Genomic DNA, 16897 nt, shown 5'->3' with positions numbered 1-16897 from the left:
CAATTCTCGTTATCAATCACCCATATGCCAGTGCCCAGGCAAGCGCGATGCGCATCGAATCTTTTGATTTTAACGCCGATGGCCTTGTGCGGATCGAGAATATGCGAGGCGCAATCCGCATCGAAGTATGGGAGATGCCGACGGTGCGCGTCGTTGCCGAAAAACGCTCGCCCGCCGGCTCTCCGCTCGACCCTAACGAATTACTGCTCATGGGCATACAAAACACGATCACGGTTCAATGCCGGCAAACGGCCCGCCCGGGCCGCATCGATCTGACGCTGACGGTGCCGCGTCGAAGCCAGGTGCAAGTCGTTGCCGGTGCGTGGCCAGTTGATATCAATGGCTCGCTCGCCGGCGCAGTGGTGCAGACGACGAGCGGCGCGATTGCGTATCGAATTCCGGCCAATGACGATGCGACCGTCTCCATGCGAACGGCACGCGGACTGGTGCGCTCGACCGCGCCGCTGATCGTTTCATCCCGCAGCGGCGCGCAGGCCATCGAAGGACGGCTCGGCAGCGGCAGCGCTCCGATCATCCTGAACAGCGAAGCGGGCAATATTACGATGACGCCCGGCGCGAACATCAGCGAAGCGGCAAAGGCGATGGACACCATGCGCCGTGCCAACGCGGCGAGCGATCAAGCCACCGCCAGGGCCAACACCGGCCAGCCTCCTTCTTTTACCAGGCCGCCGCAATCGCGCGGATCAGCCTCGCTCGGCGGCGCGTCAACGTCGCGTGATGCCAGTTCAGCGCGCGGCGGTGTGGACGTTGCGAGTGATGCCGATTGGTCTGCCGGGGCCCAGCCGGCAACGGGGAATATGAACGCGGCCAATGCGACGGGCGGCAGCGCGATGGCTGACTTCGCAGGGTCAGACAACGCCAGTGATTCGGTTGCCGAATACAAGGGCAGCAAATTCTCGCGGCCTGTGCAGCAAAGACAGACGAGCAGCGGCAGCAGCGGCCTGCGCGTTCGCATCATTCCTTCGGGCACGGCGCTCAAGCCTTCGCGTGACGCCGGCAATCCGATCTACTCACAGCCCAACGACCCCTTTGCGGCGCCGGCGGCGAATGATGACTTATCCACTGGCAGCGCACAGGGCCGCCCTTCAAACTATGACCTTCAGCGCGGCACCGCGCAGCGGCGCACCCCATTGCCTGAAGCACCGGACAACGAGCCACCGGCCATCGCTTCACGCGGCAACCACGCCGCAGAGCCTCCGGTGTTGCATCGCGCCAACGGTGACGATGCGCCGGTCAATGGCGCGTCACCGGCTGGCGCAACCAGCCCAACAAACGGCGACGAAGAAGCCATTGTGCTGAAATCGGCGCTGGTCAATCTGAATGTCTCGGTGACCAATCGTTCGGGGCAGGCGCTTTCGAGCCTGAAGAAAGAGGATTTCGGGATAGCCGAGAATGGCCAGGGACAGCGCATTGAATTCTTCGCCCCGCAAACCGCGCCCTTCAATCTGGTGCTGGTGCTAGACCTTTCCGGCTCGATCAAGGATAAGCTCGATGTGGTGAAGTCGGCGGCGCTCAAGTTTCTCGACGTGCTAGACGCAAATGATAAAGTGGCGGTCGTCACCTTCACGGACGAGATTCGCGTCATCTCGCAACTGACCGGCAACCGCGACGAGCTGCGGCGGCGCATCAAAGCGATCACCGAGTCAACGGGCGGCACGTCGTTCTATGAAGCGATGTGGTTCTCGCTGTTTGATACGCTGCGCGGCACGAAAGGACAACGCAACGCCATTGTCGTCATGACCGATGGCGTCGACAGTTCGCTCGACCGCTACAATCCGCTGCCGTCGCGCGTCTCGTTTGACCAGTTGGCGCGGCGGCTCGAAGAGACCGATGTGATGGTCTTCCCGGTCTACCTCGACACCGAGTACGAAGAAGTCTTCGAGCGCGGCAACTCGTCGAGCGAAGCCTACGCGGTGGCGCGCGATCAACTGCAACGCCTGTCCGAAGTGAGCGGCGGCCAGATGTTCAAAGCCGAGAAAGCCGGCGACCTGTCGGGCGTTTATAAGCAGGTGGCGGCGGCGATCCGCACGGTCTACAGCATCGGCTACTACCCGACGAACGCCGAGCGTGACGGCACTTTCCGCCGTGTGCGCGTGACGGTCAATCGCAATGACGCAGCAGTGCGAACGCGTCGCGGCTATTACGCAAAGTAGCACTGGCAAGGCGAACGAAACATGGAGACAGCGAGGCGCGGGGGTCTGCGGGTGCATCCTCCGCGCCTCGCTGTCTCCTTATCTCTGTAATGCCCAACTCAAACATACTCTGAATTAGGCAACACTCGATTATGTCACTACCGGACACTACCACAGCCAGTCGAGGCGACCTTAAATAATCCTTTGTAAATCAATTTACGATCAAACAGGCCAGCCATCACATTTTTGCGACCCGCTTTTGACCCGTTTTGCGCATGCACAGATGGGCCGGCAAGCGCCGACGCCTGCGGCCCGACGAAGCCACCGTCTGCGTGCGCAAACCGGCCCGCATTCCGCCTTGATGGGCAAAGCCGTGATGCGGCGTTCCATCATCGCGACCGGGCACGAAGTTGATTAAGAATGCTAACTCAAGCAAAGCGGATCGAAAGGAGTACCAAGATGGCCCGTAAACCACAGCGCAAGAGATTTCTAGTGATGTTGCTCAGCATAACCTTCTGGTTGTCGGCAGCATCGAACTTCTGGTTATCGCCAACGGCGGCGCAATCAGGCATTCCCACCCAGTTCATTGCTAAGATGTATACCGAGGCACTGGGCCGAACGCCTGACGCCAGCGGCTATCAAGCCGCCGTCAATTTCTTCACGCAAAACGGCTGCAACGCCAGCCGCCTGAAGACCTGGGGCCGGGGCGTTTATCTTTCAGCCGAGTACAACAACCTGGGCTACGACAACGCCGCGAAAGTCCTGACCCTCTACCGAGGCATCCTGAACCGCGAGCCGGATCAAGCCGGCTTCGATCATTTCTATAATCAATTGAACTCCGGCGTGAGCCTGGCGACGGTGGTCGATGCCATGTTCAACAGCGGCGAGTTTCAAGGTCTGGTGCCGCAGATCTGCGGCGGCGGGACGACGCCCGACAGGTTTTCCTACGGCTTCGGCTCGAACTATGCGCTCAAGATTCCCACCACCGGCAGCGGCGTCAAGGTAGACACGAACAGACAGCTACAGCCGATCATCGACTCTACCCCGGCGGGCGGCACAGTCTGGTTGGCGCAGAAAGCGGTCGTGCGCCTGCTTGAACCACTGCACATTAAAGAGGGCGTGACCCTGAGCACGACCGGCGGGCCTTCCCACAACCACTATGCCTTGATGGCGCGGCTGGTGCGGGATACGCATTTCTCTTCTACTACCTGCCCGCCCGAGAATAAGGGCTGCCCGGCGGTGATCCTGCATAGCGGCGCCAAGCTCAAGGCCGTGTGGGTTGATGGCCAGCGCGGCGTTGTCGGCTTTGATCAGAATCATATCAACGACATCAACGTCGCGTTGCTGCCGGGAGCGGGATCGCAGGTCTCTGATTGCCTGCTGTCGAATACGGCGGGCTGGACCAACCTACAGGTGTACGGTAGCGGCGAGTTGCCACACAAGCCTTGCAGCAACATCAGCATCGTACACAATCTGGTCACGGCCTACTCCAGCAGCCATTATTCGCCTGACCCAGCAACGATCACCCCCTGGGCAGACGGGCTGAGCTGTGCGTGCGAAAGCACGCTCATTCAAGAGAACGAAGTCGTTGACGCGACGGATGTAGGGATCATCATCTACCGGTCGACGCCGGCGACACAGAAATCGCTCGTCCGCAACAACCGGGTGTTTAGCGCCGGCAACTCGGCGTACGCGGCCTACGCCGCAGACCCCCTGAAGGTGATGACCAGTGAGCCGACGGTGGACCGCTACTTCAGCGGCTCGATGGTGCAAAATAATCTCCTGTGGACCGGGCCGAACTCGCACTTCGACATCGCCCTGGCGGTCGGCAGCCGCGCCTGGTTCGGGGATTCCAGCCTCAACCCAGACCCGTCAGCCCTAGGCCACGGGGCAACCTTCTCAGGCAACACGACGGGGAGTCTCAGCGCGCGCGTGGGGAGCGGGATCGGTGTGTGCGGGATGAAAGAGGCGACGGTGCAGAGCAACGTCCTGACGGTCAGCCTGATTCCCTATGACTGCCCGCGCTACAACGTGTGGGCCTGCTCCGGTTACTCCTCGGGCAGCATTCAGGCTTACACGCAGGTGAGCCTGCCGAAACATTGCATCGGTCACCCGGGCACTGGTCAAAAGTAATTCTTGAATAACTATAGGGATATCAACCGCCAAGACGCCAAGGACGCCAAGAAAAGCTCTGTGTTCTCTTGGCGGTCTTGGCGTCTTGGCGGTTTAAGTCCGGAGAATGAATAGACCCTGACCGCCAATCGCTTTCGCTTGACGCGGCCCCCCCTGCACGTATAATCATTCGTTTAACCCGAAGGCGCTGCTGCCGACATGTTTTCATGAAGGACTTCCGCATACTGCTTAAACAGGTCAGGCCCTACGCAGGGCTTTTTGCTCTCGCCTTCATCCTGATGACGCTGGTCGGCGTGTTCGAGGCAGGGCGCACAGCGCTACTAAAATCAATCATCGATATTCTCTCCGGCAGTCAACAAGTGGCCGGCAGCGGGCTTGCCGCAAGCCTTGACGTGAGCCGTTACCTGCCGCCGGGCACCAATGCGCTGCCGCTGATCGCCGCCTTGCTTGTCCTTTTCACAGTGATTCGCGGCAGCTCGGAATACCTCTCAAACGTGCTGATGTGGCGCATCGGCGTCGGCGCGGTGGTTGACCTCAGGCAGCGCCTTTACAATCACATCCTCGTCCAATCGAGCGAATTCTTTACCGAGCATCCAACCAATACGCTGACGACGCACATTATCAGCGACGCCGAGAAAGTCCAGGTAGCCGTTTCGTCTTTGCTCGCCGATCTGCTGCGTGAAGGCTTGACCTTCATCGCGCTGTTCACGCTGGTCTTCATCCTCAACTGGCGACTGACGCTCGCCGTGCTGTTGGTCGGGCCGCTGATTTATGGGCTGACGGTGAGGTTTGGCCGCCGCTTGCGCCACATCGCCCACTCGACGCAAGAGGGAACCGAAGAGGTGTTGGACCTCGCGCAAGAGACCATCTCTGGCCACCGCATCGTCAAAGCCTTCGGCATGGAAGGATTCGAGCGGCGACGGTTTGGGGCGGCGCTGGTGCAGCTGGCGCGGACACAGGTGCGGGCGGCGCGTGTCGTCTACCTGTCGTCGCCGATTCTCGAACTGCTCGGCGTAGTGGTTGCCGCGGCTTTCCTGCTCTACGCGCAGCGCCTGACGGCTTCGGGGTTGATGACCATCGGCACCTTCGCGGCCTACATCGTCGCGATGTTGCAGATGTACGATCCACTGCGCAAGCTCTCGCGCATTCAGAACTACTTTCAACAATCGTTCGCGGCGACGACGCGCATCTACAAGCTGCTCGACACGCACACAGAGATCGCGGATCGGGCCAGCGCCGTCGAGCTTAAACCCTTGAGCGACCGCATCGAGTTCCGTGACGTGTCGTTTAAGTATGGCGACTCGACAGACTGGACGATTCGTGATGTCAATCTCAATGTGCGGCGCGGCGAAGTCGTCGCCCTGGTCGGGCTGTCGGGCGCGGGCAAGACGACGCTGACGAATTTGCTGATGCGCTTTTATGACGCGAGCCGCGGCGAGATCACGGTTGATGGTGTCAACATCTGCGAGGCGCGACTGGCTTCGCTTCGCGCGCAGTTGGCGCTGGTGACACAAGAGGTCATCCTCTTCAACGACACGATTCAAAGTAACATTGCTTACGGGCGGCCTGATGTCGGCCAGCAAGAGATCGAGCGCGCGGCTCGCGCCGCTTACGCGCACGACTTTATAATGGAACGTGGCGGCTATGACACGGTCATCGGCGAGCGCGGCGTCAAGCTGTCAGGCGGCGAGCGCCAGCGGCTGGCGATTGCGCGGGCGCTGCTCAAGGACGCGCCGATTCTAATCCTCGACGAAGCGACCTCGGCACTCGACACGCAATCCGAACGCCTGGTCCAGCAAGCTCTGGCAAACCTCATGCGCGGACGGACGACGGTAGTCATCGCTCACCGGCTGACGACGATTCATCGCGCCGACAAGATCGTCGTGCTGCATCGCGGACAGGTCGCCGACAGCGGCACGCACAGCGAGTTGATGTCGCGCGGCGGCATCTACCGCGAGCTTTACGAATTGCAATTCTCCGACGAGCTGGTCGCGGAGGATGAAGGGAGGCTGGTCAGTAGCTAGACATCGCAGGTCGGAGCGGCGCGGTGCGATTGCCAGGCACCTGTGCCCGATTCTGACCGGTGACCTCTGGCGGCTGGCTTATGGCTTATGATCAAAAGCATGACAGGGTTCGGGCAGGGAAGCGCCGAGGGCACCAACTTCAAGGTGCGCGTTGACATTCGCTCGGTCAACAACCGCTTTCTCGATGTTCACGCGCGCTTGCCGCAGGAGTTCGCCAGTTTGGAATTGACAATCAAGAAGCAGGTGCAGGCGTCGCTGCATCGCGGGCGCATTGACCTGACCATGGCAGTCGAGCAGATGAAAGAGGCGACCTTCCAGATCAACCGGCCGCTGGTCGCCGGCTATCTTTCGGCGCTCAGCGAGATGAAGCAGGAGTTCGGGCTTGAAGGCGATCCGTCGCTCGAATTGATCGCCAAGCTGCCCGGCGCATTGCAGGTGTCGCAGGACAGCAGCCAGCTCGACGAAGCCGTGGCGGCGGGCGTCGTCGCCGCGGTCTCGCAGGCGCTGGTCGCATTGTCGGAGATGCGTCTGGTCGAGGGCCAGGAGCTGGCCGCCGAGCTGCAATCGCGACTCGACATGATTTCCAGTCAACTGCCGACGATTGAATCGGAAGCGGCGCGCTTGCCGGGCATCTATCGCGAGCGCTTGCAAAAACGTTTGGCGGAATTGCGGAACGGTGCGCAGGTAGATGAAACGCGGCTGGCGCAGGAAGCCATTCTGCTGGCCGACCGCTCGGACATCAGCGAAGAAATCGCTCGACTCAAGAGCCACCTCGTGCAGATGCGCGACCTGTTGCGCGCCGATGAAGAGGTCGGCAAGCGCATCGATTTTATCCTTCAGGAGATGAATCGCGAGGCGAATACGATTCTCTCGAAGGCCAGCGACATCGCCATCAGCGACGCTGCGATCATCATCAAAACCGAAGTCGAGAAGATGCGGGAGCAGGGCCAGAATGTCGAGTGAGGTCGAGGCCATCGAAGGAGCGGTGGCCGAAACGACGAAGAAGAGGTCGCGGCGGCGCGGCTATATGCCGGAGCGCGGCACGCTGATCGTTGTCTCGGCGCCGTCGGGCGCGGGCAAATCGTCGCTCGTCGAGCGCGCCATGCAGCGGCTCGGACGCTTGCGCTATTCAATCTCCTACACGACGCGGCAACCGCGCGGCCAGGAGCGCGACGGCGTGGATTATGTCTTTGTCGACGAGGCGACTTTTCTGGAGATGCGCGAGCGCGGCGAGTTCATCGAATCGGCCTCGGTGCATGGCTACTACTACGGCACGCACCGGGCGACGATTGAGCAGTTGCTTGCCGATGGCAACGACGTGCTGATGGACATAGACGTGCAGGGCGCGGCGCAGATGTGCGAGCGCATGCCGGAAGCGGTAACCGTCTTCATCCTGCCGCCGTCTAAGAAAGTGTTGGAGGCGCGGCTGCGGCGGCGCAATCTGAACGCGCCTGACGATCTGGCGCGGCGGTTGGCAAATGCGACCGCCGAGGTGAAGCTTTACGAGCAATTCAATTACGTCATCATCAATGATGATCGCGACCGCGCCTTCGGGGCGCTGAAGGCGATCATCGTCGCCGAGCGCCGCCGCCCGATGCGACAGAGGAATAAGATAAAATCGATACTGGATACTTTTGGAGGTGAATAAGAAAATGGCTGACAGCGAAGAAGAAAAGGATTGGACGACAGAGATAGACAGCAAATACCGGCTCGTTCTGCTGGCGGCGCGACGCAGCAAACAGATTCAGAAAGGCGCCAGGCCGCGCCTTCATTCCGCCGCGCGCAAACCGACGCGTATCGCGCTCGACGAGGTCGAGCATGGGCTTGTGCCTTACCAGCCCATTGTAAAACCGAGCAAGACTGAAGAGTGAGAAGTCCGCCGGGCCGTCGGGCCCATCGGCATCGGCTCGGTGGGCTCGACCGGCTCGCTGGATTTGATCGACTAGGCAAACTCGCTAGACTTCCCTGAGGGGCGAAGAGATGCGCGTTGTCCTCGGAGTGACCGGCTGTATCGCGGCTTACAAAGCCGTCGAGGTGTTGCGCGGCTTGCAGAAAGGCGGCGCTGACGTGCAGGTGGTGATGACCCGGCACGCCACTGAATTTGTCGGCAAGCTCACCTTTCAAGCCATCTCCGGTCACGAAGTCATCACCGAGATGTTCGCGCCGACCGCCGACCCGGAGATCAAGCACATCCAGGTCGCGCAAACGGCTGACCTGTTGCTGGTCGCCCCGGCGACGGCTAACCTGCTGGCGAAGTTTGCCAACGGCATCGCCGACGATTTTCTGACGACGCTCTATATTTCGACAACCGCGCCGGTGATGGTCGCGCCGGCGATGAATGTTGAGATGTGGGCGCACCCGGCGACCCGTGAAAATGTCCGGCGGCTGCGTGAGCGCGGCGTCCATTTCATCGATCCGGGCGAAGGCTATCTGGCTTGCCGCACAGTCGGAGCTGGCCGCCTTGCCGAGCCGTCAGAGATTGTCGCCCGCGCGCTTGCCTTCCTGCGACCCGCCCGGAATGCTGCGCTGCTCAACGGCGAGCACGTCTTGATTACCGCCGGGCCTACCTACGAAGCGATTGACCCCGTGCGCGGCATCACCAACCGTTCGTCGGGAAAGATGGGCTACGCGCTGGCCGAATCGGCAGCCGCGATGGGCGCGACTGTAACGCTGATTACAGGGCCGGTGGCGCTGGCCCCGCCCGAAGGTGTGCAGACGATTCGCGTCCGGTCTGCCGCCGAAATGCTCGACGCAGTTCTCGGCCATCTGGATGCAGCGACCGTAGTGGTGATGGCGGCGGCGGTTGCCGACTATCGCCCGGCGCGGGCCGCCGGGCAGAAGATCAAGAAAGCCGACCAGGAGCTAGTGCTTGAGCTAGAGCCGACCGAAGACATTCTTGCGGCGGTGGGCCGGATAAAAGGCTCGCGACTTGTGATCGGCTTCGCTGCCGAAACCGAGAACGTCGTCGCCAATGCGCTGAAGAAATTGCAGAGCAAGAATGCCGACCTGATCGTTGCCAACGACGTGTCGGCGAACGACGCCGGCTTTGACGTGGACACCAACCGCGTAACGTTGGTATCAGCAATAGAGAATGTCGAGCTGCCGCTTCTCACCAAGCGCCAGGTTGCCGACCGCATCTTTGACGCGGCAATAAACCTCAAAGCCTTGCGGCTGGCGCGATAGTGTTGGTTGGTTTTGCTTCTGGGGGAGAAGGAAGGCGATTAAGGAGCGCGCTATCGGCGCTCGTGATTAAATGTGGCAAGATGGAGCGGACGCCGTCCAGTCTGCCACAGCCGTTTGAGCCTAGCTCCGCCGCAGCATGCCGATGAGGGCTTGATTATCCTTGTCCTTGTGGCTCTTGAACTCCTCGACCCACCCTCGCGCATTCGACAGAAGTTGAGCGAATGTCGGTTCCTGAGCCGGTTTCACGTCGTTTGCCGTTTGCTGATTCTTCTTAACCAGTTTGATTGTCATAACTCCCACCCTTGATTGTTTTCGCTCGGACACCCTTACATTGGCAATTGCGGTGCCACAAATGACGATTCGAAGAATCGCTTGGTTTTTGTAGGTGACATGGACTCGCTAGCTTCGCGGATGCGCCGATTTCATACGCAAATCGGGTAAGCATGTATGAAACTCGGAACGAGATGGTATAACGATTGGCTTTGCAAAGCTCACAACCCTGAGACCTCATGACATAAATCTGCCAGGATGACCGGGGCGTAAAAGCGTTTTGCTTGATAAACAACCGGGCAGCCGATACCATAAGCATAGGTGTCGAGCTTCCGAGAATAAGGGCATGACGCAGGTGCCGCGCCCGGCACCCAATCACCTGTGGTTAGAAAATAAGATGAGCCGTTCCGCTGAGCTTTTCAGATTCATTGAGCAATTGCGCTTTACCGACCTGATCGATTTCATCACCGTATGGGCGATCATCTATGGTCTGTTGAAGCTGGTGCGCGGCACACGTGCCGTGCAGATGGCTGTCGGCCTGCTCGGCGTCGGCTTGCTCTATCAGTTGTCGGTGATCCTCGGACTGGAGACGCTCCAGTTCGTCATGCGCAACACGCTGCTCTATTTCGGCTTCGCCATCCTGGTGATCTTCGCGCCGGAGATTCGCTCGGCGTTGATGCGCGTCGGCTCGAATATCCGCCGGCCCTTCGGGCGCTCCAGCCGTCAGGAGACTTTCGAGGAAATCCTGCTTGCGGCGACGACGCTGTCATCGCGTAAGATCGGCGCGCTGATTGTCCTGGAGCGCAACGTCGGCTTACAGAACTATATCGACACGGGGGTCGAGCTTGAGGCGCGGCTCTCTTACGACCTGTTGGTGACGGTCTTTGACCCGCACACGCCTTTACACGATGGCGCGGCCATCATCCGCAATTACAAAACGGTTGCCGCTGCCAGTTGCTTTTTGCCCTTGACGCTGAACCCGCGCCTGTCGAAAGAACTCGGCACGCGCCACCGCGCCGCCATCGGCATTACCGAAGACACGGACGCCGTCGCCGTCGTCGTCAGCGAAGAGACCGGCATCGTTTCGTTCGTCGAGCGCGGCGAGATTTCGCGTTATCTAAACAGCGCCGCTCTGCGCGACCGCCTGCGCGAAGCGTTCCAGCCGCCTGGCCGCATCGCCGACATCATGCGCCCGCGCCGTCGCGCGCGCCGCGGCAGAAAACCGGAAGCGGCGCGCGAGTCGATCAGCGAGTCGTTCATCAAGTAACCGATGCCCTGGGAGTGAAGAAAGAGTGCAGCGCTACCTGATCGCAATCAGAGAGTATTTGAAGGATTACATCCTGGAAAATACCGGGTTGAAGGTGCTTGCCCTGTTGATTACGGCGGTGCTCTGGTTGTCGGTGGCGTCGCGGCCCATCGCGCAGGTGACCCTGCGCAACGTGCCGATTCTCTTTCAGAACCTGCCAGAATCACCGAACCTCGAAGTGACCGACACCGACGCGCCGTCGGCGCAGGTTTACCTTGAAGGCCCGCGCGATCTGGTAGATTCGATACGCCCAACAGAAATCACGGTGCTGGCCGATATGCGCGGCGTCGAAGCCGGCGTGCGCGTCAAGCAGTTGATGGTTGACACGGGCCGCTTGCCCGCGAGCGTCAAGGCCATCGTCGATCCACGCGAGATTCGCGTCCGCGTCGAGCGGGTCATCGAGAAAGATGTGCCGGTTAAGCCGCGCTTCGACGGCGAGCCGCCCCCGGGCTTTGAGGTGATCGGCTGGCAGATCACCCCGCCCACTGTGCGCATCGGCGGCGCCGAAAGCCGCGTCCGCGACATTAACGAAGTATCGACAGAGACTGTACGGCTAACCGGGCGAAGCGATTCATTAACTGAAACCGTGGCGATTGACATCGGCTCGGCGAACGTCAACCTGAGCGACCAGAGCCCGCGCAAAGTATCGCTCTCGGTAGTCATCAACGAGCAGCGCAAGGAGCGCACGTTGAGTGGCGTGCCGGTGACCTTGATCAACGGGCCAGGCGGTGCGAGAACCAGGCCGGCGACGGTGACGGTGACGCTCTACGGGCCGCGCTCGCTGATCGATCAGATCACGGTTGCGGATTTGAGCGTCGTCGCAGATTTCAAGTCAGAGCCCGTCGGGCCAAACCGATTCAAGCCCGACGTGAGCTTGACGGCAGCCTTCGCCGACAAGGTGATGGTGCGCGCCGTCGAGCCGGCAACGATACAGGTGCGCCCCTGAGAGGGGCACTGGCCAGGAGGAACTAATCGAATGTCGCAGGCGAACGCGACCAGGCTTTTCGGGACAGATGGAATACGTGGTCGAGCCGGTGAGTTTCCGCTCGACGCGGCGACAGTCGAACGGATCGGTCGCGCACTGGTCGTTCACATTGCCCGTGACCTGGGCCGCGCTCCACGCCTGCTGATTGGCCGCGACACCCGCGAATCCGGGCCAATGATCGAGACGGCGCTTACCCGCGGCGCGCTGGCTGCGGGAGCCGCTGTCGAATCTGCCGGCGTCATCACCACACCGGGTGTCGCGTATGTGACCCGCGCCCACGGCTTCGACGCCGGCATCGTTATCTCGGCTTCGCATAATCCGTTCGGTGATAATGGCATCAAGGTTTTTTCGCCGACCGGCAAGAAACTCGCGGATGAGATGGAGCAGCGCGTCGAGCGTGAGGTCGCGGCCGTCAGCAATGCGGCGGCGGATGAGTCGCCGGCTTTACCTTCGATTGATGAGCAACGCTTGCACGCTCGCGAGGCCGAGTATCAAGCGTCCTATCTCGACTTCCTGGCCGATGAGGTTGCCGCGGGCTTGCGGCTCGACAGTATGCGGATCGGCCTCGACTGCGCCAACGGCGCGGCCTCGCGCTTCGCGCCGGAATTGTTCAGACGGTTGGGCGCCGGCATTGAAGTCATCAACGATGCGCCCGATGGGCGCAACATCAATGAAGGCTGCGGCTCGCTGCATCTCGAAGGCTTGCAACGCCTCGTCGTCGAGCGGCATCTTGACCTCGGGATTGCGTTTGACGGCGACGCCGACCGCGCTCTGTTCGTGGACGCCGAAGGGCGTCTGGTAGACGGCGATGCGACGCTGCTCATTCTCGCCGACGAGTTAAAGCGACGCGACCAGCTTAACCGCGACACCATTGTTGCCACGGTGATGAGCAACATCGGGTTAGAGTTGACGCTCGGCGAGCGTGGCATCGCGCTGGTGCGCGCGAACGTCGGCGACCGTTATGTGCTGGAAGAGTTGCTGGCGCGCGACGCGCGGCTGGGCGGCGAGCAGTCGGGGCATATTATTTTCCCGCGAATTTCGCTCGCCGGCGACGGCATGATTACGGCGATTGAGCTGCTGCGCGCCGTCCGGGCGGCGGGCCGTTCGCTTGCCGAGTTAGCGGCGGCGATGAAGCGTTTCCCGCAAGTCCTGGTCAACGTGCGCGTCCGTCGCAAAGTGCCTTTGGATTCGCTCCCCGAAGTGAAATTGGCGATGGATAAACTTGAAAACGAGATGCAAGGCCGGGGCCGTTTGCTCGTTCGCTATTCTGGCACAGAAAACCTGGCCCGAATCATGATCGAAGGCGAAAAGCAGGAGCACATCGAGGCGCAGGCCAGTGCGCTGGCGGCGTGTATCCGCGAAGCCATCGGCGAATGAGGCCAGTCGTGCCATCACTTTCTACCAGCGTTCCCAAAACCGATTTTCTTGACCACACTAAAGGGGTGGAATTAAGATCGATGCAGGCGGTCTGTAAGCACCCGGGAGGTTTGTAATGAAACGAGTAGTCTCTACCGCAATGCTAATTCTTATTGTCGCCTTAACGGCGGCAGCCCGCCCGCAGACTTCGCGTGAAGCCACCGTCGAGGTGGACACCAAAGCCAAGCTCATCTTGCAGACGCGGCTTAGTTCTAAGCTGAGCGAAGTCGGCGACCCGGTTACCGCCGTTCTGGACGAGCCGATCTATATCGGCAGTGACCTGGTGATCCCGCGCGGCACCGAGTTCAAAGGGCGCGTGACCGCTGTGAAGGCCGCCGGGCGCGGCCAGAAGGCCGGCAACATCGCGATTGCCTTCGAGCGGGTTTCGATGCCGTGGGGCGACGAGCAGGTCTTCATCGCGCTAGCCGGCATTGATGACTGGGATAAGAACGAGAAGATGAAGGCCAACGACGAAGGCAAGGTGAGCGGCGGCCATCGCGGCGAGAAGACGGCTGAGAACGTCTACCGCAGCGCCGGCATTGGCGGCGCGGCTACGGGCGTCATCCTGCTGTCGGGCGGCGGCGCAGCGGCGGGCGCGGCGACGCTCGGCGGCGGCCTGCTTGCCGGCTTGCTGTTAACCAAAGGCGGCGAAATTCAGGTCAACCCCGGCGCGGTCTTTCGCGTCAAGTTTGTAAAGCCGCTTACATTGCCGGTTTCTGGACAACCCGGCGGGCGGCCCCAGCCGATTGATCAGGAAGGCAATAAGCCGCCAACCAAAAACAATTGAAACAGTCTGAGCGGCGCGCTCATCACTAGTGAGCGCGCCGCTGAGGTTTTCGCAGATGTGGAATCGCACCAAGCGGCTGATTAATTCTTATCTCGATGATTTAATCGAGCGCACCAGCAGCCCGGACAAAGACGTGCGCCAGATTACCCGCGCCGAGGTCGCCCGCCTGAACGAGCTTGAAGTTCAGACGCTGGCGTCTGTGAAGATGTTCGAGAAAGAGCTGGCCGAAGTTGAATTGAAGATGATCGGCGTCACCGAGCGCGAGCGCATGGCGCGCGAGCGCGGCGACCTGGCTGCTGCCGAATCGGCGGGCCGTGAATTGGTGCAGCTCGGCGCCCACCGCGATCTGCTCAGGCAGCAGATTGGCGAAGCCAGAGCCTCGGCAGCGCGCGCCCGCCAGTTGCGCGATGAGCGCCGCCAGCAGGGCGAATCCCTGGCCACCGACACTCACCTGACGGCGATGCGCGAGAACCTCGCCGGCGTTCACGCGCCGTTTGACGCCACAGACCCGTCGGGAACGATTGACGAGATGCGGTCACGGTTGCAAAGACCGGGGATGAGTGAGAACGACGCGAAACTGGCCGCCGCCGAGCATGAATATGAAGAGGCCCAACGGCGTGCGCGCGTTGACGACATGCTGTCGCGTTACAAACAGACGCTTGGCGGTGATGATTCGCTTGACGTCGCGCCGCGCCCGCCGCAGAGCGCACCCCCCGCACCCGCTTCCACGCCCGCGAGGCAAACGGATGAAGACCAGCCCGAACAACCCAAGACGCTGGGTCGCAACGAAGGCCCTATCCGCCCGATTGATTGACACAGATTATTTAAATTGATTGCGCCGTGAACGCCGGCCGGCCAGCTATGGCCGCGCCGATTCGAGGAAGGCTTTCAGCTTACGCGAGCGCGACGGGTGGCGCAGCTTGCGTAATGCCTTGGCTTCGATCTGGCGAATGCGCTCGCGGGTGACGGCGAAGTGCTGGCCGACCTCTTCGAGGGTGTGCTCGCTGCCATTCGGGCCCAGACCGAAGCGCATCTTGATGACCTTCTCTTCGCGCGGCGTCAGCGATTTCAAGACCTCTTCAGTGATCTCGCGCAGGTTCGAAGTGATCACCGCATCCGCCGGGTTGGCGATGTTTTTGTCTTCGATAAAGTCGCCGAGGTGCGAGTCGTCTTCTTCGCCGATGGGGGTTTCAAGCGAGATCGGCTCCTGGGCGATCTTCAGCACCTTGCGCACCTTTGACACAGGGATGTCCATCTTGTGGGCGATCTCTTCGGAGCTTGGCTCGCGGCCCAATTCCTGCACCAGCGCCCGCGATGTGCGGATCAACTTGTTGATCGTTTCGATCATGTGAACCGGGATGCGGATCGTGCGCGCCTGGTCGGCAATGGCGCGGGTGATCGCCTGGCGTATCCACCAGGTCGCATACGTCGAGAACTTGTAGCCCCGCCGCCACTCGAACTTATCAACCGCTTTCATCAGGCCAATGTTGCCTTCCTGAATCAGGTCGAGGAATTGCAGCCCGCGGTTGGTGTACTTCTTGGCAATTGAAACGACGAGCCGCAAGTTGGCTTCGATCAGCTCACGCTTGGCGAGGTTGGCTTCGTATTCGCCGATTTGAATCTGCCCGAGGGCACGTTCCATTTCGAGCGCCGAGATGTGCCACATCTCTTCCAGGTCAGTTAGCCGCCGCTCGGCGTCGCGCAAGTTGCGTTTGAATTCGCGCTCGTCTTCGTTCCACTTCTTCTTCTCTAGCGCCCGGCGCGACTTCTCGATGCCGGCGCGCGCATCACGCGCCTGCGCCACGCAATCACGGATCAGGCCGGCGAAATAGTCTTCTTGCTGCGCCAGCAGATCGAGCCGGCGGGCGCGCCGGCTGACTTCGATGCGTACGCGGGCGATGCGCCGCCTGAGGCCCGGCAGCTTCGGCGATTTCTTGTGCTCCTCTTGAAGCTTCTCTTCGAGCTTCAGCATCCGCTGATAGTCTTTTCTTAACTCGGCCAGATCGTTGATCGTCGCATTCAAATATTCCTCGACGCGCTCGTCGGTGATAGGTTCCTGCTCGTTAAAGGCGACAAGCTCTTTGATGTGCAATTCGCCATTCTTCAAGCGCTCGCCGATTTCGACCATCTGCTCGATGCAGATAGGGGCTCGCGCAATGGCTTTATGAATCCGCATCCTGCCGCGCTCGATGCGGCGCGCGATGGCGACTTCACCGTCGCGCGTCAGCAGCGGCACAACCGCCATCTCGCGCAGGTAGAGGCGCACCGGGTCGTTCGTCTTGTCGAGACTCGCCGTCGTCAGGTCGAGATCGATCTCTTCTTCAATGGCAATATCGATCTTGCCGTCGCCGTTGTGATCGGCGCTGGCAGCCACTTCCATAAATTTTTCGTCGTTCTCAGATATTGAAATCCCTTCCGCGCCGATCACGTCGAAGATGGCTTCGATATCGTCAGCCGAATTCAACTCCGGCGGCAGCAGCCGATTAATGTCGTCAAAAGTCAGGTACTCCTTCTCCTTCCCCATCTCGAGAAGTTTCTCTACTTCGTCCGAATATTTCTCGTTGAGTTCTGACACGGTCGGCTCTCCTGTGGGGGTCGGACTCCTCATTCTGCACAATGCCTCTGTGAATTCCTACCCGC

General features: G+C 60.7%; 14 protein-coding genes. 12 read left to right on the top strand and 2 right to left on the bottom strand.

The window, feature by feature from the left end:
• Positions 1 to 47 precede the first annotated feature (47 nt).
• The 7 genes from VJ464_30070 to coaBC all read left to right on the top strand — a co-directional run bounded on the left by VJ464_30070 (position 48) and on the right by coaBC (position 9493).
• Positions 48 to 2174 (top strand): VWA domain-containing protein, encoded by a 2127-nt coding sequence (locus VJ464_30070; GenBank protein HKQ09408.1) that lies wholly within the window; start codon positions 48 to 50, stop codon positions 2172 to 2174.
• A gap of 438 nt (positions 2175 to 2612) precedes the next feature.
• Positions 2613 to 4286: a DUF4214 domain-containing protein gene (locus tag VJ464_30065; GenBank protein HKQ09407.1), complete on the top strand. Its 1674-nt coding sequence runs from the start codon at positions 2613 to 2615 to the stop codon at positions 4284 to 4286.
• 206 nt (positions 4287 to 4492) lie between these two features.
• Positions 4493 to 6310 carry an ABC transporter transmembrane domain-containing protein gene (locus VJ464_30060; protein HKQ09406.1) on the top strand — a complete coding sequence of 606 codons (1818 nt, stop codon included), beginning with the start codon at positions 4493 to 4495 and terminating at the stop codon, positions 6308 to 6310.
• 87 nt (positions 6311 to 6397) lie between these two features.
• Positions 6398 to 7273 carry a YicC/YloC family endoribonuclease gene (locus VJ464_30055; GenBank protein HKQ09405.1) on the top strand — a complete coding sequence of 292 codons (876 nt, stop codon included), beginning with the start codon at positions 6398 to 6400 and terminating at the stop codon, positions 7271 to 7273.
• Positions 7274 to 7337: 64 nt separating this feature from the next.
• Entirely contained in the window at positions 7338 to 7958 is a 621-nt protein-coding gene (gene gmk, locus VJ464_30050; protein HKQ09404.1) for a guanylate kinase, read from the top strand.
• A gap of 4 nt (positions 7959 to 7962) precedes the next feature.
• Positions 7963 to 8181 (top strand): DNA-directed RNA polymerase subunit omega, encoded by a 219-nt coding sequence (gene rpoZ, locus VJ464_30045; GenBank protein HKQ09403.1) that lies wholly within the window; start codon positions 7963 to 7965, stop codon positions 8179 to 8181.
• A 109-nt stretch (positions 8182 to 8290) separates the two neighbouring features.
• The gene (gene coaBC, locus VJ464_30040) at positions 8291 to 9493 is read left to right on the top strand and encodes a bifunctional phosphopantothenoylcysteine decarboxylase/phosphopantothenate--cysteine ligase CoaBC (GenBank protein ID HKQ09402.1); all 1203 of its coding nucleotides are present in this window, start codon (positions 8291 to 8293) and stop codon (positions 9491 to 9493) included.
• A 120-nt stretch (positions 9494 to 9613) separates the two neighbouring features.
• Here the strand turns inward: coaBC and VJ464_30035 are convergent, their stop codons facing one another.
• Positions 9614 to 9784, bottom strand: coding sequence for a hypothetical protein (locus VJ464_30035; GenBank protein ID HKQ09401.1), 171 nt, complete (start codon positions 9782 to 9784; stop codon positions 9614 to 9616).
• A gap of 376 nt (positions 9785 to 10160) precedes the next feature.
• On the opposite strand from VJ464_30035, the gene cdaA reads away from it, so the two are divergent.
• The 5 genes from cdaA (at position 10161) to VJ464_30010 (ending at position 15071) form a co-directional block, all read left to right on the top strand.
• Positions 10161 to 11030: a diadenylate cyclase CdaA gene (cdaA, locus tag VJ464_30030; GenBank protein HKQ09400.1), complete on the top strand. Its 870-nt coding sequence runs from the start codon at positions 10161 to 10163 to the stop codon at positions 11028 to 11030.
• A gap of 25 nt (positions 11031 to 11055) precedes the next feature.
• Positions 11056 to 12015, top strand: coding sequence for a CdaR family protein (locus tag VJ464_30025; GenBank protein ID HKQ09399.1), 960 nt, complete (start codon positions 11056 to 11058; stop codon positions 12013 to 12015).
• A 30-nt stretch (positions 12016 to 12045) separates the two neighbouring features.
• Complete coding sequence (glmM, locus tag VJ464_30020; GenBank protein HKQ09398.1) at positions 12046 to 13431, top strand: phosphoglucosamine mutase; 1386 nt, start codon at positions 12046 to 12048, stop codon at positions 13429 to 13431.
• A gap of 115 nt (positions 13432 to 13546) precedes the next feature.
• Positions 13547 to 14257 carry a hypothetical protein gene (locus VJ464_30015; GenBank protein ID HKQ09397.1) on the top strand — a complete coding sequence of 237 codons (711 nt, stop codon included), beginning with the start codon at positions 13547 to 13549 and terminating at the stop codon, positions 14255 to 14257.
• Between the two features lie 55 nt (positions 14258 to 14312).
• Positions 14313 to 15071 carry a hypothetical protein gene (locus VJ464_30010; GenBank protein HKQ09396.1) on the top strand — a complete coding sequence of 253 codons (759 nt, stop codon included), beginning with the start codon at positions 14313 to 14315 and terminating at the stop codon, positions 15069 to 15071.
• Positions 15072 to 15116: 45 nt separating this feature from the next.
• Here the strand turns inward: VJ464_30010 and rpoD are convergent, their stop codons facing one another.
• A complete protein-coding gene (rpoD, locus tag VJ464_30005; protein HKQ09395.1) occupies positions 15117 to 16832 on the bottom strand; it encodes an RNA polymerase sigma factor RpoD in 1716 nt (571 codons plus the stop codon).
• Positions 16833 to 16897 lie beyond the last annotated feature (65 nt).

This window comes from Blastocatellia bacterium (assembly GCA_035275065.1).
Classification (GTDB): Bacteria; Acidobacteriota; Blastocatellia; order UBA7656; family UBA7656; genus DATENM01.
The sequence above is the reverse complement of the archived record's forward strand: the minus strand, read 5'-3'. Positions and strand labels throughout refer to the sequence as shown.